Source organism: Peptostreptococcus sp. D1 (assembly GCF_900112955.1).
In the GTDB taxonomy this organism is placed as follows: domain Bacteria; phylum Bacillota; class Clostridia; order Peptostreptococcales; family Peptostreptococcaceae; genus Peptostreptococcus.
The window spans coordinates 83,650-103,644 of record NZ_FONP01000003.1 but is presented as its reverse complement, the minus strand read 5'-3'; the positions used below and the strand labels follow the sequence as shown (position 1 = coordinate 103,644).

The following is a 19,995-nucleotide window of genomic DNA, read 5'->3' as shown; positions in this document are numbered from 1 at the left end:
TAATTTTGATATTTCCTTTTTTTTGTTATAAAATGTATATATAAATACACAAATATAAAAAGAGGTGATATGCTATGAAAAATGAGAATATTAAATTGCGAGAACTGTTTTTCATTTTTTTTAAGATAAATATGTTCACTTTCGGAGGTGGATATACGATTATACCTGTTATTATTGATGAATTTTCAAAGAAAAGGTCTTTTATTGCAGAAGAAGAAATGATTGATATAGTGGCAATAGCACAATCTGGACCAGGACCAATGGCAATAAATACATCTATTTTGGCTGGATATAGAATGAAAGGAATGTGTGGTGCATTCACTTCCTTGCTTGCATCGGTATTACCTTGCTTGATTGTAATTTCACTATTGTATTATGTTTATTCTAGCATTATACACATAAGACTGATTCAAACAATTATGGAATGCATGGCAGGTGCAATGAGTGCAATTTTGGGATTTACTGTTTTCAATATGTCAAAAAAAGCTTTATCAAAGTATAAGAAATTTGGCACAAGTATTTTAATTGTATCTATTTTGCTGGCTTTTTTTACAGATATATCAGCTGTTCTTATTATATTATTTGCCGGATTGATTGGGCTAACTATATTTTTAATTGTTGAGGAGGATAAAATATGTTAGATTTACTGATTAAATTATACATTAATTTTTTGCCAATTGGATCCTTCGCATTTGGTGGCGGATACGCTGTAATTCCTCTTATAAAAAAATACATTGTCGATAATACACACTGGTTAACAATCAAGGAACTAAATGATTTGATCTCACTTTCTCAAATAACACCAGGTCCCATTGCTATTAATTCAGCCACATTTATTGGCGTTAAAGTCGCCGGTATTCCAGGTGGAATTGTAGCCACAATGGCAGAGGTAACTACTAGCTGTATTTTAATGCTGATACTTGGAAGGCTCATATTTAGTGGGAAAAAAATAAAGGCTATAGAGTATATATTAAATGGACTTAAGCCAGCGATTTGTGGTCTTATTTTCGTCACTACCTTAGATTTATTCACATCGTCTATCTTCAAAAATGCAAGGCTTGATGGTATAAATAGCTTGACTAGTATTATTGCTTTATCAAATTTGAAAATTATCGGAATAACTGGATTTTGTGTGGGAATATTTCTTCTTAGAAAAAAAAATTTTGGCATTATCAAAATTATTGCAATTACAGCTGTAATAGGTCTTTTAGCAGGATTGATTCTAAAATAAAGGATAAATAGAATAAGAAGAGGCTCAGCCACTCATTTTTCAAAAATGAATGACACAAGCCTCTTCTTTGTATATAGTACACCATAGTATTTTTTAATTTCCAACATTTTATGAGATATAGTATCTATTTATTGTTTTATGAATAAGCTGTAGGAAATAGTGAATAATATATTGAAACCAAATTTGTTGTCTGATTTGCAACGGAATCTACTCTTACATCGCCATTAATTCTTTTAAAGTAGAATTTATATCCATATGTAATTTTTTTACCTGAGCCAAAATCACTCTTATAAGCATCAAGCCTTAGTATATCATTCTTTATTTCCTTATCAAGAGTATTGAATGACAGATTGAAATCTACTTTATCATTGGATCTCAGTGACTCAATAATCATCTCTGTCATAGCCAAATACCCTGCATATTTAAATCTTATATCCGGATTGTTTATACATGATAGATATGCATAAAAGGATGCTTCATCCTCTCTTGCTACTCCTCTCTGATACGCCATATATTTGCAAAGTATAAACGGCATATATTCTTTCGGTACAGATGTATTAATAACTATTTCATTCATAAGCATAGAATATGTTCCATCCAATCCAAAATAATTTAACATATCGTTTGATAGTGATTGCTTGGGTCTTGAATATTTACCGGAAAGCTTTGGAAAAGCCTCAGATATAACATTATATCCAACCTCTGCCTGCAAAGACATTTCATCCAAGCTATCAAAGTATTTTTTTTCTGAGATTACAAATATTTTTTTCGATTCCGACGCTTTCTCTGATAACTGTTTAAACAAATCCATTCTTTTAGATCTATCAATATTCACATTCACATTTGTCGAAAATCGCTTATTGTATTTCTGAACTAATTCATCGCCTAGAGCTGGTGTTTGATAATTCAAACCAAATACGACAATATATATGAAAAACAAGATACTGAAAATGTTAAATGTTCCCCAGAACATCCTGGCTACATATAAAATCCATTTTTTTGGTGAGAACAGGTTTCTAACAAAGTTGATAAACACAATTAACAGTATTATTACAACAATAATAAGGATAATTTCACTTATCGGAAGAGAAGCTTTATCGCTAATAATGCTAATTTTTTCTCTAACAAATTTATTTATCAATTCTGTGTAAACAAAAGCATTTATACTCTTATATTTAGCTGATAATACCAGCAATACTGCAGATAATATAGCCAATAACACAGTCCATATTCTAAATTTAAACAATACAATCACCTCCATGGCAATAGTATTATACCATAAATATTATAATTATTAAAGAAGAAATATAATTTTGTTATTTTATATAAACTACATGAATTTTCAATAATAATATAATATATATTAATTATTCTGTTTTTTTAGCAGATAATACTTCTTGTAAACACCAAGGTTTTCGTTTACTCCGTCAAGAATTCTGGCTTGATATACAATTTTTTCTTTCTTTTTATCATATATACTTATTATATCAAAATAAACATAACTACCATGCTGATTTTTATGATTTTTTTCAACACTTTCCTCTTTTACTGCATACATCCTATTGTTAGATATGCAAACTAGGTAATCGTCACTTGTCATTACCATCTTCTTATCTATATAGCTCTGAATACTGTACTTAAAGTCATAGTCATCAATCATATAATTTTTACTATTATAGTATTTTTTATTCATTTCTCTAACCTTAGAATCATTATCTGATAATTCATACGAGAAATCGTTGAATACTATTCCAGTATTTTTATTCGATAAAACTCTAAACTCACCATCTTTCAAAGAAGCTTCCAGCAAATTGAGAAAATTGTCATTATTAATAGCTGCTAAAGTAAGTATTTTCTCTTTATCATCATATCTTTTTTCAAGAAATCCATTACGAAGCTGGATAGTATCAAAAACTTTCAGGTAGTTTTCCTCTTTTTTCCTGTCAATCTTTCCAATTTCTTCGGTCGTGATTTTTGAAGTTTTATTATCTATTGTAAATACTTGTTTTATGTTATTTGACTTTGAAAAGATAAATGTCTTTTCAGATGCTGTAACTGCAAGGATATCGTCTTTCTCATTATATTTCCTGCTGTAATTCAGTAATTCTTTTTCAGAAAATGACTTTTTTTCAAGATCATACTCAATAAAGAATATATTTCTACTATACTCCTTTTTCGCTAAGGTTTCTTTATCGTATTCATTACTATACTCAAAATCATGCACGCTTACAATAAGACTCAATTTATTTCCATCAACACTGTAGTCAAAAATCTCTGCCGTATGGTTATCAGATTTGATGGCTTTATAAAGCTTAGAGTCACTATCCAAAGCTATCTTTTTTAGATATGTTCCATCATAATAACCATTACTAAATAAAGAAATTATCACTTTTTTTTCTTTAGTATTTTTTTCTATAAGGAAATTGCTATTTGATGTAATTATTTTATCTATATTTGTACTTCCATATGAAAGCTTCTCCAATGAATCATCAAGCTTTATCTGATACTTTATCCCATCGTTTAGCTTTACAAAATCCTTTCCATATTCCAATTTAAAATTTTTAGGCTCAGATGAGCTAAGCTGAAGCGAGTTTATTGAGGATATTTTTTTCTCTCTATTTTCATGTGCAGTCAAGCTGTATCTTCTGTTCATTCCATCTGTAAGCTTAAGAGCATCATCAACATTTACATAAATTAATTTTACATCATCTAATATTTTTTCATCACCCTTTATTGTATCAACTACTAGCTCGTTGGAGGCTGATGAAATTTTTACTGACACAAATATAAAGACAGCTACAAGTGATACGATTATTGCATAGCCTACATATACTTTATTTTTCATCTAAATTCCTCCTCTCACTCTATTTTTCGTCATAATACAATCTATGAAAAATAATACGGTGGCAGCTGCTAAAACTAAAGCATTTATTACAATTTGATTATCGTAATAAAATTTAATTTCAATTTTTTCAGTCAAAATTATTAAACCACCCATTATTACACAGAATAATAGTAATAGCAAGCAAAATAAAATCTTATTTTTAAATGTATTCTTGCCTTCATTTATGTAAACGATACTTGTGATAGTCTGAGTATAGACTACACTTGCAAACACAATTACAAATGTAACGATCATAACCCTAGAAAAATTTGTCGGGAAAAAGGTATTGTAGCCGATTTTTGATAACAATGCCAGACTTGAATTATATGTATTTTTATACACTTGACCCAATACAAAGTTCATTGCAATCGCCGAAATATTCATCAGAGCTTGAAATAATAGGTACAAGCTAAACCCAAACATTATTTTTGAAATCTTAAGCTTTGCTATTTTAACTGGCATTAAATATTCAATATAGAAGCTTTTGTTTTTCTTTTTGTAGCTTCTTGATACTATATCTATCGACATCAATACACAAAATAGGCTACCACCATAATAATATATCAAAATAAATGAACTGGATCCGATTTTTTGATAATCAATACTGTTGACAGCATACTGCTCCAATAGTATTTTCAATGACTCTGGAGTGGAAGTATTTTTAATAAAAATGCTTACAATATTTCTAAATTCACCAATAGGTAATTCATAAAATATCGGTAAATATACACTTGATATCATAAAAGCATTGAATATCAGAACAGCTATTAATACAGCAAATATCTTATTTTTATTTTTCATTAATTCGTAATAATAAAGCTTCATTATCTCATTCATATTATTACCCCCTACTAAAAATCCAGCTTATTCTTGTAAAAATACATTGAATAAAACAAATATCCAATCAATAAAGCAAGCGAGTTTATCAGGCTCCCTCTATCTAAAGGAGCAATCAGTATTACCAATCCATAATATAATATTTGTGTTAGCTTTAATACCGGAGAAAATACTACAACAAATAATATTATTATAAATAATGCTATTAGAAATTTTTTTCCATACTTATAAACGTTTATCATCATAAACATAAAAAACGCAGCTATAGCAGGTATCGTAACCAATATTCTGTACACAAAATCTTCAAGTATACAAAAAACTGTATTGTAATTTCTTATTTTAATAACAAAATCGCCAAAGCCTGAAACATCATCAAATAAAGTAAATTGATAAAATGCTCCATATTGTGCCAAAATATGCATCAAATATTTAAAGTAAATAAATAAGCATAGGTATGCTACAATATACTGTATTATCATAAACACCGTAATTTCTAAAAAGAAGATAAAACAATGATATTCCTTTCTGACGGGAAGCTGAATCATCATATATGTTGACCCGTCATCATTGTATAATCTGCTATGGCTTGCTATAACAATAAATAAAATACAAAGAAGCACCAGAATAAACGGTATTAAACCAATCAAAATATTTGGCATTATAATTTGTCCGACATTCTGATTATTTACAATAGATTCACTTGTTGCCAAAAAATTTTGCATATTATAATTTGAAATAAGGCAAATAATAAAAGTGAACACTCCTGAAATTAAAAATCCCAGTAGAGATGCAAATACCAGCAATGCTTTATCTCTTTTAAGGTTAATTGTAATAAGCTTGTAGAAATTACTCATTAAAAGTCACCTCTCTCAATTTTTGAAGTATTGATTTACCCTCTAAATATCTCATTTCTTCTGCATCAAAGCTGCTGACAATCCTTCCATCACTTAAAATGAATACATGATCAACAATAGATTCTATTTCACTTATTTCATGAGTAGTGAATACAACAGACTGGTTTTCATTCATATATTTTGCTATTAAGCTTACAAACTCTTCTCTCTTAAATATATCTATTCCACTAAAGGGTTCGTCTAGAAGTATATACTTCAAATCAAGTGAAAAAGCTAGCATTAACTTGACCTTCGCAATATTTCCTTTTGAAAGATTGTCTATAATATCTTCTCTTTTTATATTAAAAAAATTCATCATATCCTCTGCTTTTTCATCATTCCAGCTCGGATAAAAATCCTTATAAAAAGCTATCATTTGTCCTACTGTAAATCCTGGAAAATGTGTCTCAGTATCTGGAACAAATATTAAATGATTATTTACAAAGCTATTTATTGGCTTGTCATCAATGATTATTGAGCCAGAATTTGGTTTTATTATACCTGCCAAGCATTTTAATAAAGTCGATTTCCCCGCTCCGTTAATGCCTAAAATAGCAGTAATCTTGCCCTCAGCTATGGTTAAACTTACATTATCCAGCGCATAATCGACATATTTCCTTTTATTTATCAATGGCTTTCTATATTTTTTCGTCAAGTTTCTTACTTGTATCATCTATCTCTCCCCCTTCATATATTTCATCAAAGTTGTCATAATAATAATCGATTAATTGAATCACTTCGCTTTTTTCTGTATTTATTGATTTCATCGTTCTAATAAAATCGATTACCGGTTCTTTAATATACTGCTTCTTCAATTCCGAAATTACAGATAAATCATTAGTAATTTTACTGAGTCTATTCTTTTCCGTACATATTAATCCAATATCCTCCATATATGAATATGCTTTTTGAACGGTATTCAAATTTACCTTGAGCTCTGCTGCCAACTCTCTTCTTGAAGGAATTACATCACCAGATACCAGTTTTCCTACAAAAACCATCGCTTCAAAGTTTTTAGTTATTTGCAAATATATAGGTGAATTATTATTAAATTTGATCGATTTATACAAAGCCTTCCCTCCTCTCAAGCAAAAATGTACTATAGATGTAGTACACCTTTAAGTGTATTATACCTATAGTACATTTAAAATGTCAATATTGTTTTTTTATTTTTTATAGAAAATTTTTATAAATCTAAAATGACCCTCATATAAGCTTGTTTTATACTTCCTGTTGTCATTATTCCGAAAAGTATATAGAAAATTCAATTTCAAAGCTAGAAAGCAATGATATATCACCTGCTATTAACTTTTCCTTTTCCTGTTTTTTTAACTTTTTTATCCTCTTTTCTAATTTCATAGCATCACATTTAGATTTGAGCCGAAAAACAATTTCTGTTTTTTTATACTTCTTTGCCCTAACATACTTTGATCCGATTGATTTTTTATGTTCTTCTATTCTCCTATCAATATCAGTTGTATATCCACAATACAAAGAATCGTCCATACATCTTATTATATACGTAAACATAGCTTTATTCCAAGCATTAATGATATTTTAAAGCTTATTTCCATCGGCAAAGCTTCTTAATACCAACCACGCCTTTGTATCAAAATTATGATTTTCCAAAAGTAGTTTTTTCGCTTCATCTCTCGTTACATAAAAAGGTTCAATATTTTCACTCTCTTCTTGGTTTCTATCACTTATCTCGCCTTTTACCTTGCCAAACAGCATCGATATAGATTCGTCTGACATTCCTACAGATGGATATGTTTTCTTTAAAGATCTTTCACAGTCAATATCGTAAAGCTTGAGTCCGGTTTCTTCAAAAAGCTCTCTCTTTGCAGCACTTTCAATATCCTCACCTGAATCTACTAACCCCGCTGGAAGTGATATAATATAGTCATTTATTGGTATTCTAAATTCTTTAATAAGTAACAGCCTATCCTCTGAATCATCATACCCTACAATTACAACAGCATCAGATTCGTAAGTATCTTTCTCGAAAATAAGCTTTTTATATGAATCGACAGTCTTTCTTGATGCAACTATCCAGTACTTTTCGTTTCCTAAGTGCGTTTTATATATCACCTTAAATAAATTAAGAAATTTTGATTTGAAGATGACCTCAAGATTTATTATTTCATTTTTTTTATTTTCTAATTTCATTTTTTCTCCTTAAATTATTTACATATTCTTCCAATGGGTATATAATTGAAATAAGAATATATATTTTTATATTTTATTTGAAATTATTTGTTTTTGAAGGGAGAGACCGTTAATGCGTAATCAAACACAAAAATTTAAAAAAACAGTCGCAAATGTAACCTTTCACGAATTTATCAAGGATCATTTAGATGATTTTGTGGAAGTGAATACATATCTCACAAAATCGAAGCTTTATGGTGTAATTGCTGATTATGATAATATCTCTCTAACGCTTTCTGTGACACACTTGGACAAAGAAAAGAAAGATGCTATCGGTGGTAAAAATGATACTAGAAAGGAAATGCTTTATATTCCTGTTAGTTCGATAAAATCGATCAAAAAACTATAGTATTACTAACTATCTAGCTATAATGGATGGTATTAACCATCCATTATAGCTTTTATTTTTATATAGAAAATGTTTCTATCTCAAAAACATTCTGAGTTTATTTTTCTTGCAAAATACCTCTATCTTTTCAGTCATAGCTTCGACTGTATTCTTTATATCATCACTCAAAGTATCATTAGCTATGCTGTAATTAATTATTTCTTTTGTCATCGGAAGCTCACCAAGTAATTCCAAATTCATTTTTCTAAGGAATAATTCCATTTCAGGAGCTTCAAATATTTCAATTTTCTCTGAACATCCAGGACATTTGACATAGCTCATATTCTGTACCAGTCCAATCACTGGAACCTTTAACTGATTTGCCATATTAACAGCCTTTGCAACAATCATAGAAACTAAATTCTGAGGTATTGATACCATCACTATTCCAGTCAATGGTATTGATTGCATAACTGTCAATGCAACATCTCCAGTTCCAGGAGGCATATCGATTAACAAATAGTCTAGCTCTTCCCATAATACATCATTATAAAACTGCTGAACTATGTTACCTATCATTGGACCTCTCCAAATTACTGGTGAATTTTCATCTTCTATCAAAAAATTTAAAGAAATCATCTTTATACCTTCATCTGAAACGACAGGTATTATTGAATTATTTGAAGAAAAGGCTCTAATATCCTCCATATTCATTAATCTAGGAATACTTGGTCCAGTTATATCAGCATCTAGTATTCCAACCCTAAAGCCCTTATTGTTTAATTCTCTTGCAATGAGAGTTGTTACAGTCGATTTTCCTACTCCACCCTTACCGCTCATTACACCGATTATATTTTTTATTTTATTAGAATTGTCATTATTTGGTGAACCACTGTTACCCATCGCTGTATTTTCGTTTATCTCACTCATAAAGCTACCTCCAATTTTAATATGATTTTTATTTCTTAGATACCAAGAGCTCATGGTAATATTCTTCAAAATTCCGTTTTAATCGGCACTTAACTTCATCTGAAGCAAATGAACTCTCCACTGTATTATAGTATATTTTTTTATATGAGTCCATATCCAGTCCAAATACAGAGTCAATTAAATTCAATTCTTTTGTCATCGTCGTGTTTGATACCGTTCTATTATCGGTGTTTATTGAAATATTTATTCCATCCTTCAAATAGTCAAAAACAGGATGTAAATTAATATTTTCAACAGTATTCGTATCTACATTGCTAATCGGGCAAACCTCTAGCAAAGCATTACTTTTCTTTACGATATCATATGCAGCTTTGTTATCATTTATCCTTATTCCGTGACCTATCCTCTGAGCTCCTAGCAATGTAATAGCATCATATACATTTTTGCCAGACGCTGCTTCACCTGCATGAATGGTAATATTATAACCAAGCTTCCGTGCAAGCTTCATTGGCTCAATAAATTTTTTTGCAAATCCCTCATCCTCTGGACCTGCCAAATCTACACCTACTACTCCATTACCAATGAATTTTTCTCCAGCTTTTATTGTATCGATTGCTGATTTTTCCGAATAATTTTTCATACAGCATAAAATAATACCACCCTCGATATCAAAATCAGCTTTTGCCTTATTCATGCCATTTATTGACGATTCGATAATCTCATCCAAGGATAGCCCCATCCTAGTGTGAAGGATAGGAGCAAACCTTAGTTCGAGATACTTGACATTTTCCTCGCTGGCATCTTGAAACACCTCATACGTGAATCTCTCAATTGAACTTTTCCTCTGCATTGCTTTGAGTGGAAGCTCAAAGCAGCTTAGATATTCAATTAAAGAACTACAATTTGGGGGAACGATCAGTAATTCCCTTATCTTATCCACATCCAAATCAATATTTGCATATTCAATTGCTTTTAACTCGTCTAACACACTTTCCGGTCTTAATGAGCCATCTAAATGACAATGTAGCTCTATTTTTGGAGCTTTTTTATAATCAGTCTTGTTTGTGATTATAGTTTTTTTAGTGATTGTTTCCTTACTCATCTTTACCTCCGAAATTTGGCAGTCTATTCAAATACGACTTCAAATCAGTACTTCCCTTTAAATCAAAAAAGGCTCGAAACACTCCTATTAATATGACTTGAATGCTCCAAACCTATTTTTTATTTTATGATTGATTATATAGTTATATTTCCTCTCATCCTATTCATTTCATCTATGATATTTATTGAATGGTCAGAAATTCTTTCTAAATTTGTAATAATATCCAAGAAATATATTCCTGCCTCTACAGTGCAATCGCCTTTGCGAAGTCTATCCATATGAGTTTTTCTATATTCCTTTTCAAGCCTTCCAAACTCAGTTTCTCTCTCAACAATTTCCTTTGCCAGTTCTTCATCATAGGTTTTTATTGCTGTGATACTATCGTAGAAGTTGCTAGAAGCTATACCAAATAATGTATCCAATTCTCTACTCGCCTCATCTGAAAAGCTTAGCTTCCTTTCATTTAAGAATCCTGAAATTTCAGCCAGATTTTCGGCATGATCCCCAACTCTTTCAATATCATTGACAATATGGAACAATACATCAGTCTTTATTCTCTCGATATCACTTAGATTTCTTGTAGTCAATTTAAACAAGAAATTCGTAATATCAATTTGCAGCTTATTAATAATTTTCTCATATTCAAATGATTTCGCCACCAAATCCATATCCTTATTTTTAATGGACTCATAAGATGCATTCAATGATCTAGTAGATCTGCTTGCCATTCTTATCACTTCATCAACAGTATTTGAAAGTGCAATTGATGGCGTTTCCAATATTCTTTCATCAAGGAATTTGGTTGTATTTATTCTTTCTTCTTCCTCATCATCAACAGAAACAGGAACTAATTTATATGCAAGCTTTAGCAAATAATTAGAAAACGGAAACAAAATACAAACATTTACTAGGTTAAACAAAGTATGTGCATTCGCTATCTGTCTAGGGACATTTGTCGGATCCATTGTTGTGACAAGAGAAATAATTGGTTTACTCAATACAACAATAAATAGCAAGGTACCCATAACATTAAAAATAAGATGAATAATAGCTACTCTTCTTGCGTTTCTGCTCGCACCAATTGTCGACAATAACGATGTTACACAAGTACCTATGTTATCACCATATAGAATTGGCAATGCTGCAGTTATCGGCAATAAGCCTTGAGATGCCAAAACAATCAAAATACCAATCGATGCACTTGAGCTCTGAATTGTGCCTGTTATCAAAAATCCGGCAATTATTCCCAAAATCGGATTTCTACTTAACGCTAAAATCGCATCGTGCACTTTTTGCATTTCTGATACTGGAGCTGCAGCATCCTTCATAAACGACATACCGACGAATAGAATACCAAATCCTATAAGTATTTCTGCCAAATCTTTTACGTGCTTCTTTTTTGTGAAGAACCACATAATCATACCCAATCCAATTGCAATCGGTGCATATTTTTCAATACTAAATGATACCAATTGTGCAGTTACTGTCGTACCAATATTTGCACCCATAATTATACCGATTGCTTGCTTTAATGTCATTATTCCAGCATTAACAAAACCAACCGTCATCACAGTAGTTGCACTAGAGCTTTGTATAATAGCAGTCACGATTGTACCAACTAAAACACCCATAAGTTTGTTGGTAGTCAGCATCTCTATAATACGTTTAAGTTTCTCACCCGCAACTTTTTGAAGACCGTCACCCATGACATTCATCCCATAAAGGAACATACCTAACCCTCCGATTAGGTAAACAGCTACATTCATATTTACACCTCAACTTAAATTATTTTTTACATTTTTTATATTTTTTTATCAATAAATAAAGCCTTAATATTATAATAACATGAAAACATAAAAATAAAAACAAAAAATATTTTTTGTTTTTATTTTCACAGCATTTGTAATCTATTTCAAAGCTACTTTATACCAATTTTTGAAGTCACTTTATAAATTAAATCATCAAGTAATTCCTTGTCTTGAAGCATATTCTTTATAAAATACTCATTCTTCTGAACAGGTCCAATATTCATATAGCCTCTATTGCTGACATTTATTCTTCGCAAATCATCCCTATGATCTCTTGAATCCTTTGTAATTATTCCAATTCTTCCCTTTGCTCCTTCAATTCTAAAATATTCAGAAACGCTGAGATAGTCCTTTTTATCCTTTAATACTGATTCGACATTGTACTCAAGAAATTGTCTTATGTCCAAATATCCCCTATCAAAAACCCCTTTATCAAGGCCATAAGGCAGAAGCTCAATTAATCTTATATCAATATAGTTATTTATAGTCATTTTCATAAAATCAAGAAGCTCATCGTCATTAAAGCCTTTTATGGCAACGCAGTTAATTTTTAAATTGATATCTGCAGCAATGCAAGCATCAATCGATAAAAATACTTCCTTTAAATTGCCACCGCCTGTCAGTGCTTGATATCTGTATTCTTTTAATGAATCCAATGAAATATTGACATTTGTAAGCCCTTTTGCTTTTAATTCAATTATCCTTGTAGCCAATCCAATTCCATTTGTAGTAATGCCAATTTCCTCAATGCCCAATTCCTTTGAGTATTCCACTAATTCCGACAAGCCTCTATAAAGCAGTGGCTCTCCACCAACGAATTTTATTTTTTTCAAACCACGCTTTACGAAATATTCAATTATTTTTTTGAAATCGTCAATTTTCATCGCTTGCCTATCTTGATCAATGACAACTGATCCAACATTAGATTTTAAATAAAGAAAAGAAAAATTGCTTTCTTCGGTTAATATTACTCTTAAATAGGATAATTTGTTATCCATTTATTCACCACTCCTTAAAAAATTTTTATCAAGCTATCAGTTATGGTTTTTGAAATAACCCTTTTCATCTCCATATAATCGAAATATGTATCAAATTCATAGCATACATAATCCAATCCTTCAGATGCCAATTTGTTTATTTTATGAATATTGTTGTCGTAGAATATGTCTATTCTTCCCACTTTTTCAATCATTTTATATATGCATTCATATAAATCCGAAATTATCTTATTACTATATTCTCCATATTTTTCTATAGTATTGTAAATACTTTCCTCAGAAACGAGTGAGGCTTTGAAAAACATGATGAAATTCATAAAATCATCGACATTATTTTCTGGCTCCAATTCGAAAATTATCTTGAAAAATAAATTCCAAGGAACCTCAGAATTCATCTTATTCAAAAAAAAGTTTGCCACATTTTGAGAAAATTCATCCTCAAATACAACCTCATTTTCCATATGTATCTCATTATCAAAATCGATATCTTTGTTGATAAAGTCATTTATTTTAATATATTCATCTGTAAGAAAGCTACTTAACCCTTCTAACGAGTCGCTGTATTTGTTCATCGAATAGCTGATGATTGTCTCACAGGGTTTTTTGAAATCAATAGAAAAATATAATTGCTTTTTCATCTTGTACATTATTGTATCATAAAGTATTTTCGCAAAAATCTTTTCCATCTCAGCTCTACCGGTATTTCCATCTATTTTATCTTTAGACTTAAAGTTGGTGTAGATATTTAATAGCTGATCATCAATCATAGCTAGACTATTTTTTATTGACACCATCATGTCCTTTAAAAAGGCATCTTCCAACAGATAAGTCGTATTTTTATAGATGATTTTGTGTTCGATTTCACTCCAGAACACGTTTACCAGCGATTTAATCTGAAGCTCAAACTTAATTCTTCTATTCAGAAATGTATATTCTCCGTCAATTTTATATATTTCAAAACCGTTTTTTTGTCGAAGAGGCTGTTTATCATATAGATATAGTCTTATATTTTTATTTGATTTAGAATAGAAATATTTTCTGTCATCAGTGCATTTAAAATACTTCTTTAAAATTAAGAATATATCCTTTTCTTCCTTTGTGAATTTACATTCCATCCTAATACCAATCAAGTCCGGTATATCCGATATCAATTCCTTTGGCTCAGAATATGTGCTAAGGTATCTATTTCGTATTATTTTTTCCTTCAAGCTGTTTTCAGATTTTATTCTCGAGGTAACAGCGATTAATTCAGTATCATTTAGCGGAATGGTTGCAAAAAATTTAACAAGTTCATCTTCAATTACTTCCAAAGCCGGTCTTTGCTCAGCCAGTATTGATGTCGCTTCTTCGATAAACTCAAATTCTTTTAATCTCATAGCTTCCTCCAATAATTTAATCTACTTTTCATTATAACAAATAATACATATAATTGTAAAATAAAAAATAATATCAATAATATAGAAACTCTTTATTTTTAATAAATTATAATAAAAAATTAATATGCTTTCATTTTTAAAAAAATATTAAAGCTATAATTTTACTATAGAAAACTAAAGTGGTTTAAAGTAAATTTATTTCAATTTTAAAAAGAGCCATTCCAATAGGAACAGCTCTAAATAGCTTTATTATAATTTATCATATTTTTATGTATCTTTTAATACACCTTTATACCGATTTTTTCTATTTTACAATATCAATATTCCAAATATTTTCCGCATATTCTTTTGTAGATCTATCTGCTGAGAATATACCGGCCTTCGCAATATTCACAAGACTCATAGATCCCCAGCTTTTCTTATCTAAGTATGTATTTTCAACTATTCTCTGCTTTTCAATATAACTGTGGAAATCAGCCAAGCACATATATGGATCGCTATTTATTAGATAATCAACGATGTTATTGAAGTTAGCTCCATTCAAATTTATTGTTCTTATAAATTCCAAGGTTTCTCTGATTTCATTTGAGCTTTTATAATAATCAATTGGTCTATAACCGTTTTTGATTAATTCATTGACTTCTGGAGTTGATAGACCAAAAATGAAAATATTTTTATCCCCAACTGCCTCATAAATTTCGACATTTGCTCCATCCATTGTTCCCAAAGTTAAAGCACCATTTAACATCAGTTTCATATTTCCAGTTCCAGAAGCCTCCTTACCTGCTTGTGAAATCTGTTCACTTACATTTGCTGCTGGAATAATTTTTTCAGCCAAGGTTACTCTGTAATCCTCCAAAAATACAACCTTTACATAGTTTCTAGCCACTGGATCAGCCTCAATCATCTCAGATAATGTACAGATAAATTTGATAATATTTTTTGCCATTGCATAGCCTGATGATGCCTTGGCACCGAAAATGAATGTTCTAGGCACAGGTCTTAATCCATCAAATTTAATCCTTCTATACAAATATACAATATGAAGTGCGTTTAATAGCTGTCTCTTGTATTCATGCAATCTCTTAACCTGTATATCGAAAATAGATTCATTGTCAATATTTATTCCAGTAGAATCCTTTACGTATTTTGAAAGCTGAGCCTTCTTTATTAATTTTATCTTTTCCAGATCTTCAATTACAGCTATGTTGTCTTTATAATCATATAACTTTTCAATTTTAGACAAATCCTTTACAAAATCCACCTTCAATAGATCATTCAAATATGATGTCAATTCAGGATTGGATTGTGCTATCCATCTTCTGTGAGCGATTCCATTAGTTACATTGTTGAATTTGCCTGGATAAATTCTGTTAAATGACTTGAATGTGCTTTCAACAAGTATATCAGAGTGTAGCTTTGAAACACCGTTTACGTTGTAGCTACTTACGATACATAAATTCGCCATTTTTATCATGTTGTTGTGTATTATCGACATAGTTTCAAGCTCTGACAATGCACCAATTCTCTTACACCATTCGCAAAATCTGTTGTTTATTTCTGCAATAATAGAATATATTCTCGGTAAAATAGGCTTGAATAGATCTACAGACCACTTTTCAAGTGCTTCTGCCATTATAGTATGGTTTGTATATGCGAAGGTCTTTGTAACTATATTCCATGCATCCTCCCATGAGTATTCGTACTCATCCAATAGTATTCTCATAAGCTCTGGAATACACATTGCTGGGTGGGTATCATTTATGTGAATTACCACCTTATCAGCCAAATTATCCAGTGTTGAATAGGTTGCGTAGTGATTTCTCACTATCTGCTGTAGAGAAGCACTTGTAAAGAAATACTGTTGCTTTATTCTAAGTGCTTTACCAGTATCGTTGTCATCTGCCGGATACAGAAGCTTTGAAATTGACTCTGCAATAACATCAGATTCAACAGATTTCGCATATTCTCCTTTTTCGAAAAGCTTCATATTAAAGCCTTTATTAGATTTTGCTCTCCAAAGTCTCAATGTGTTAACAGCTTCACTATGATAACCAGATATCAATAAATCATAAGGCTCTGCAATTACAGAAGTGTAATCGCTATGAGTGATTTTTAAGCCTTTATCAGTCCACTCCTCTCTCGTGTTGCCGTAGAACTTTATCTCCACTTCCTCATCACTTCTATACATCAATCCATACGAACCCAAATCTAGCCAATTGTCAGGATATTCTTGCTGCCATCCATCATGTATAACCTGTTTAAAAATTCCAAATTCATATAAAATTGAAAATCCAGTCATTGGATAATCCTGACTTGTAAGAGCATCCATATAGCAAGCTGCCAATCTTCCCAAACCACCATTTCCAAGACCTGGATCCGGTTCTATATCATATATCTTATCCAGATTAAATCCGTTGTTCTCTAAATAATCCTTTACTTCTTTTTCTAAGCCAAGATTAAAAAGGTTATTTTTTAAGGTTCTACCTACCAAAAACTCCATCGACATATAAAACGCCTGCTTTTGTTTTGAATCCTTTAATTTTTTGTTATAATCAAACCTTTTTTCAGATAGTCTATCTCTTGTCTTTACCATCAAGGCCTGATAAACCTGTCTTTCACTTGCTTCATCAATCGAGTTTCCAAATTTTGTTTCGAGATATCTTCCTATCTCATCAGTAAATCCTACCATTATCTTCTCCTTACTTCATTTCTACCAAATCACTTTTTTATTGCTATTAACACTATAAACGATAAAACTTAAATTAATACTAAAGTTAATAATAAAATTAATACTAAGATAAGCTTTATCGCAATAATGTTTTTCGTTATATTTTACAGTATCTCTTTATACATTTCAATATATTCTTTTGCTGATTTAACCCAGCTTGAATCATAATTCATAGCATTGAACATTATTTTCTTCCAAGTCTCTTTATCTGTATTAAATACATCCAATGCACGTCTCACAGCATTCAACATATCATATGCATTGTATGACTCGAATGTAAAGCCTGTTCCTTCTCCTGTTAACGGATTGTATGGAACAACAGTGTCTTTCAATCCACCGACTCTATTGACAACTGGAATAGCTCCATATCTCATTGCTATCAGCTGTGAGAGACCACATGGCTCAGATTTTGAAGGCATCAAATATAAATCTGATGCTGAATATATTTTTGATGATAAATCATTAGAGAACATTATCAGAGACCTAATCCTATCATGTCTTGTATTTTCCAGGTGCCTTAAGCTCGACTCCAAGCTTGGATCACCAGTTCCCAAAATTACCAGCTGAGTTCCCATATTGACAATTTCCTCTGCAACCTCTATGATTAAATCTATTCCCTTCTGATCAGTTAATCTAGTTACCATTCCAACCAAAGGAATTTCTTCATTTACCTCAAGTGCCAATTCTTTTTGTAGAGCAAGCTTATTTTTTACTTTTTTGTCAATCGTATTATAAGAATAGCTTTTATATATCACATTGTCTTTTTGAGGATTAAACTTATCGCAGTCAATACCATTTACAATTCCTCTCAATTTCCATTTTTCATTGTTGAGTACTGAATCAAGTCCAAATGAAAAATATGGCTGGAGAATTTCTTCAGCATAAGCTTTACTTACTGTATTGACCTTATCAGCCAGCTGAATACCTGCCTTTAGTAGGTTGATATCTCCATCAAAGGTCATTATTGGAAGATAATCATTGTCCAATCCAAAGAGATTCCCTAAAATATACGGATTAAATTTTCCCTGGAATTCTATGTTATGAATAGACAGTACTGTTTTTATATCCTTGAAAAATTCATATCCTAATTTCTTGAATAAATCTACATAAACTATTGACATTGCGGTATGCCAATCATTGGAATTGATTACATTCGGCTTGAAATCGATATGTGGTAGTATTTCGAGAGCCGACTTTGAGAAAAACGCAAATCTTTCACCATCATCCATCTCTCCATATACATGTCCTCTCTTAAAGTATTGTTCATTATCAATAAAATAATACTTAACGCCATTTAATTCAGCTTCAAATATACCACAATAAAGATTTCTCCATCCCAAGGTAATGTAAATGTATTTTAGAAATTTGATATCATATTTTTCTCTGTCTATGCTACTATATAGCGGTAATACTACTCTAGCATCTACATTATCATCATTTAGCTCTTTTGGAAGAGACCCAATAACATCTCCCAGTCCACCAGTTTTTACAAAAGGAGCACCCTCTGCTGCAATAAATAATACCTTCATACTTTCACCTCCTCTTATTTTTAATTTATATTATATATCCATGTATTTTGGCACCGTAAACTGACGATTTTTATCTCCTCTTAGATCCTTTTTTTCACCTATAGATACACACTTATCTGTAATAACATAATCAAGCTTTGCATCCTTTCTCACAACAGTTCCAGACATCAAAATACTATTTTTTACCTCTGCACCCTCTTCAATAATCACATCTCTAAATATAATACTATTTTTAACCTCACCATTTATCTTGCAGCCATCAGCCAGCATCGAGTTTTTAACCTTTGCCTTTTCCCCATAAAGAGTTGGCACACTATCCTTGACTCTCGTAAGTATTTCTGTATCAGATAGGAATAATTCCTTACTCACGTCTTCACTTAGCAGATCCATATTCATATTATAATAGCTGTCCAAATTATCTATTATCCTGCAGTACCCTTCAAATTTATAAACATAAACATTTAGCCTGTTGAAATTTTTTGATATATAATCTCTTACAATATCTTGCCATCCCTTTGAATTGCCCTTTTTTATTATATCAATCAGCATTTCTTTGCTCATCAGTGTTACCTTTATTAGAGTATCACATTCATAATCAGCACCTGTCTGATGATACAACAGGTCATACGCTCTATTTTTAGAATCGATAAGCATTTCAATTTCACCATTTCCAGGCTTTCTTCTCACACAAACAACCGTAAAGTCAGCATTGTTTGCCTCATGAAATTTAAGCATTTCTTTAAAGTCGATGTTTGCTATAATGTTTGAATCAGCAACTATACAATACCTTTGAAGCATAGAGTTTATGTACGGCAATGCATGATTTAAGGCTTCAAACTTACTTCTAGCAACACCTGAATCTGTTATAGCAAGTGGTGGAATTATTTTAAGTCCACTGTTTTTTCTATTCAAATCCCAATCCTTGCCCCAGCCTACGTGATCCATCAGTGAATTGTAATTATTCGTCGCTAATATACCAATATTTGGAATATTTGCCTTGACCAACGAGGAAAGCATAAAATCCACCATTCTATATCTACAACCTATTGGAAGTGATGCCATTGTTCTATTTTTTACAAATCCCCCTATATCATAATTTTGAAAAATATCTGAAAATAATATACTAAATGCATTCATACT

At 30.9% G+C, this 19,995-nt stretch carries 19 protein-coding genes; 3 read left to right on the top strand and 16 right to left on the bottom strand.

Annotated features, from left to right (window positions below; all coding sequences use genetic code 11):
• The first annotated feature begins 74 nt into the window (after nucleotides 1-74).
• Nucleotides 75-641 (top strand): chromate transporter, encoded by a 567-nt coding sequence (locus BM120_RS04190; RefSeq protein WP_091993531.1) that lies wholly within the window; start codon nucleotides 75-77, stop codon nucleotides 639-641.
• Nucleotides 635-1,231 (top strand): chromate transporter, encoded by a 597-nt coding sequence (locus BM120_RS04185; RefSeq protein ID WP_207645696.1) that lies wholly within the window; start codon nucleotides 635-637, stop codon nucleotides 1,229-1,231. The genes BM120_RS04190 and BM120_RS04185 overlap by 7 nt, the downstream gene beginning before the upstream one ends.
• 136 nt (nucleotides 1,232-1,367) lie before the next feature.
• On the opposite strand, the gene BM120_RS04180 is transcribed toward BM120_RS04185, so the two are convergent.
• The 8 genes from BM120_RS04180 to BM120_RS04145 form a co-directional block, all read right to left on the bottom strand.
• The gene (locus tag BM120_RS04180) at nucleotides 1,368-2,477 is read right to left on the bottom strand and encodes a DUF3810 family protein (protein WP_177187368.1); all 1,110 of its coding nucleotides are present in this window, start codon (nucleotides 2,475-2,477) and stop codon (nucleotides 1,368-1,370) included.
• A gap of 117 nt (nucleotides 2,478-2,594) precedes the next feature.
• Entirely contained in the window at nucleotides 2,595-4,076 is a 1,482-nt protein-coding gene (locus BM120_RS04175) for a hypothetical protein (RefSeq protein WP_091993529.1), read from the bottom strand.
• Complete coding sequence (locus BM120_RS04170) at nucleotides 4,077-4,952, bottom strand: hypothetical protein (protein ID WP_091993527.1); 876 nt, start codon at nucleotides 4,950-4,952, stop codon at nucleotides 4,077-4,079.
• Between the two features lie 14 nt (nucleotides 4,953-4,966).
• On the bottom strand, nucleotides 4,967-5,806 hold the full coding sequence (locus tag BM120_RS04165) for a hypothetical protein (RefSeq protein ID WP_091993525.1): 840 nt from the start codon (nucleotides 5,804-5,806) through the stop codon (nucleotides 4,967-4,969).
• Entirely contained in the window at nucleotides 5,799-6,518 is a 720-nt protein-coding gene (locus BM120_RS04160; protein WP_091993524.1) for an ABC transporter ATP-binding protein, read from the bottom strand. Before BM120_RS04160 ends, BM120_RS04165 begins: the two co-directional genes overlap by 8 nt.
• Entirely contained in the window at nucleotides 6,484-6,915 is a 432-nt protein-coding gene (locus BM120_RS04155; RefSeq protein ID WP_242941558.1) for a GntR family transcriptional regulator, read from the bottom strand. The genes BM120_RS04160 and BM120_RS04155 overlap by 35 nt, the downstream gene beginning before the upstream one ends.
• A gap of 169 nt (nucleotides 6,916-7,084) precedes the next feature.
• Entirely contained in the window at nucleotides 7,085-7,375 is a 291-nt protein-coding gene (locus tag BM120_RS04150; RefSeq protein WP_091993522.1) for a GIY-YIG nuclease family protein, read from the bottom strand.
• Between the two features lie 27 nt (nucleotides 7,376-7,402).
• The gene (locus BM120_RS04145; RefSeq protein WP_091993521.1) at nucleotides 7,403-8,014 is read right to left on the bottom strand and encodes an NUDIX domain-containing protein; all 612 of its coding nucleotides are present in this window, start codon (nucleotides 8,012-8,014) and stop codon (nucleotides 7,403-7,405) included.
• Between the two features lie 112 nt (nucleotides 8,015-8,126).
• On the opposite strand from BM120_RS04145, the gene BM120_RS04140 reads away from it, so the two are divergent.
• Nucleotides 8,127-8,402, top strand: coding sequence for a hypothetical protein (locus BM120_RS04140; RefSeq protein ID WP_091993519.1), 276 nt, complete (start codon nucleotides 8,127-8,129; stop codon nucleotides 8,400-8,402).
• 75 nt (nucleotides 8,403-8,477) lie between these two features.
• Here the strand turns inward: BM120_RS04140 and BM120_RS04135 are convergent, their stop codons facing one another.
• From BM120_RS04135 to glgD, 8 genes are all read right to left on the bottom strand, one after another.
• Nucleotides 8,478-9,311 carry an Mrp/NBP35 family ATP-binding protein gene (locus BM120_RS04135; RefSeq protein ID WP_091993518.1) on the bottom strand — a complete coding sequence of 278 codons (834 nt, stop codon included), beginning with the start codon at nucleotides 9,309-9,311 and terminating at the stop codon, nucleotides 8,478-8,480.
• Between the two features lie 28 nt (nucleotides 9,312-9,339).
• Nucleotides 9,340-10,413 carry an adenosine deaminase gene (gene add, locus BM120_RS04130; RefSeq protein ID WP_091993516.1) on the bottom strand — a complete coding sequence of 358 codons (1,074 nt, stop codon included), beginning with the start codon at nucleotides 10,411-10,413 and terminating at the stop codon, nucleotides 9,340-9,342.
• A gap of 134 nt (nucleotides 10,414-10,547) precedes the next feature.
• Entirely contained in the window at nucleotides 10,548-12,179 is a 1,632-nt protein-coding gene (locus BM120_RS04125) for a Na/Pi cotransporter family protein (RefSeq protein ID WP_091993515.1), read from the bottom strand.
• Between the two features lie 152 nt (nucleotides 12,180-12,331).
• A complete protein-coding gene (locus BM120_RS04120) occupies nucleotides 12,332-13,219 on the bottom strand; it encodes a radical SAM protein (RefSeq protein ID WP_091993513.1) in 888 nt (295 codons plus the stop codon).
• Nucleotides 13,220-13,233: 14 nt separating this feature from the next.
• On the bottom strand, nucleotides 13,234-14,595 hold the full coding sequence (locus BM120_RS04115) for a GTP pyrophosphokinase (protein ID WP_091993512.1): 1,362 nt from the start codon (nucleotides 14,593-14,595) through the stop codon (nucleotides 13,234-13,236).
• Nucleotides 14,596-14,899: 304 nt separating this feature from the next.
• Nucleotides 14,900-17,287 (bottom strand): glycogen/starch/alpha-glucan phosphorylase, encoded by a 2,388-nt coding sequence (locus BM120_RS04110; RefSeq protein WP_091993509.1) that lies wholly within the window; start codon nucleotides 17,285-17,287, stop codon nucleotides 14,900-14,902.
• Nucleotides 17,288-17,430: 143 nt separating this feature from the next.
• Complete coding sequence (gene glgA / locus BM120_RS04105; RefSeq protein WP_091993507.1) at nucleotides 17,431-18,855, bottom strand: glycogen synthase GlgA; 1,425 nt, start codon at nucleotides 18,853-18,855, stop codon at nucleotides 17,431-17,433.
• 30 nt (nucleotides 18,856-18,885) lie between these two features.
• Nucleotides 18,886-19,992 carry a glucose-1-phosphate adenylyltransferase subunit GlgD gene (glgD, locus tag BM120_RS04100; RefSeq protein WP_091993505.1) on the bottom strand — a complete coding sequence of 369 codons (1,107 nt, stop codon included), beginning with the start codon at nucleotides 19,990-19,992 and terminating at the stop codon, nucleotides 18,886-18,888.
• Nucleotides 19,993-19,995 lie beyond the last annotated feature (3 nt).

What these genes read in the sequence shown, in the direction of transcription:
- BM120_RS04190 (WP_091993531.1), top strand. Translation starts at nt 75, where the DNA reads ATGAAAAATGAGAATATTAAATTGCGAGAACTGTTTTTCATTTTTTTT.
- BM120_RS04185 (WP_207645696.1), top strand. Translation starts at nt 635, where the DNA reads ATGTTAGATTTACTGATTAAATTATACATTAATTTTTTGCCAATTGGA.
- BM120_RS04175 (WP_091993529.1), bottom strand. Translation starts at nt 4,076, where the DNA reads ATGAAAAATAAAGTATATGTAGGCTATGCAATAATCGTATCACTTGTA.
- BM120_RS04170 (WP_091993527.1), bottom strand. Translation starts at nt 4,952, where the DNA reads ATGAATGAGATAATGAAGCTTTATTATTACGAATTAATGAAAAATAAA.
- BM120_RS04165 (WP_091993525.1), bottom strand. Translation starts at nt 5,806, where the DNA reads ATGAGTAATTTCTACAAGCTTATTACAATTAACCTTAAAAGAGATAAA.
- BM120_RS04160 (WP_091993524.1), bottom strand. Translation starts at nt 6,518, where the DNA reads ATGATACAAGTAAGAAACTTGACGAAAAAATATAGAAAGCCATTGATA.
- BM120_RS04150 (WP_091993522.1), bottom strand. Translation starts at nt 7,375, where the DNA reads ATGTTTACGTATATAATAAGATGTATGGACGATTCTTTGTATTGTGGA.
- BM120_RS04145 (WP_091993521.1), bottom strand. Translation starts at nt 8,014, where the DNA reads ATGAAATTAGAAAATAAAAAAAATGAAATAATAAATCTTGAGGTCATC.
- BM120_RS04140 (WP_091993519.1), top strand. Translation starts at nt 8,127, where the DNA reads ATGCGTAATCAAACACAAAAATTTAAAAAAACAGTCGCAAATGTAACC.
- BM120_RS04135 (WP_091993518.1), bottom strand. Translation starts at nt 9,311, where the DNA reads ATGAGTGAGATAAACGAAAATACAGCGATGGGTAACAGTGGTTCACCA.
- add (WP_091993516.1), bottom strand. Translation starts at nt 10,413, where the DNA reads ATGAGTAAGGAAACAATCACTAAAAAAACTATAATCACAAACAAGACT.
- BM120_RS04125 (WP_091993515.1), bottom strand. Translation starts at nt 12,179, where the DNA reads ATGAATGTAGCTGTTTACCTAATCGGAGGGTTAGGTATGTTCCTTTAT.
- BM120_RS04120 (WP_091993513.1), bottom strand. Translation starts at nt 13,219, where the DNA reads ATGGATAACAAATTATCCTATTTAAGAGTAATATTAACCGAAGAAAGC.
- BM120_RS04115 (WP_091993512.1), bottom strand. Translation starts at nt 14,595, where the DNA reads ATGAGATTAAAAGAATTTGAGTTTATCGAAGAAGCGACATCAATACTG.
- BM120_RS04110 (WP_091993509.1), bottom strand. Translation starts at nt 17,287, where the DNA reads ATGGTAGGATTTACTGATGAGATAGGAAGATATCTCGAAACAAAATTT.
- glgA (WP_091993507.1), bottom strand. Translation starts at nt 18,855, where the DNA reads ATGAAGGTATTATTTATTGCAGCAGAGGGTGCTCCTTTTGTAAAAACT.
- glgD (WP_091993505.1), bottom strand. Translation starts at nt 19,992, where the DNA reads ATGAATGCATTTAGTATATTATTTTCAGATATTTTTCAAAATTATGAT.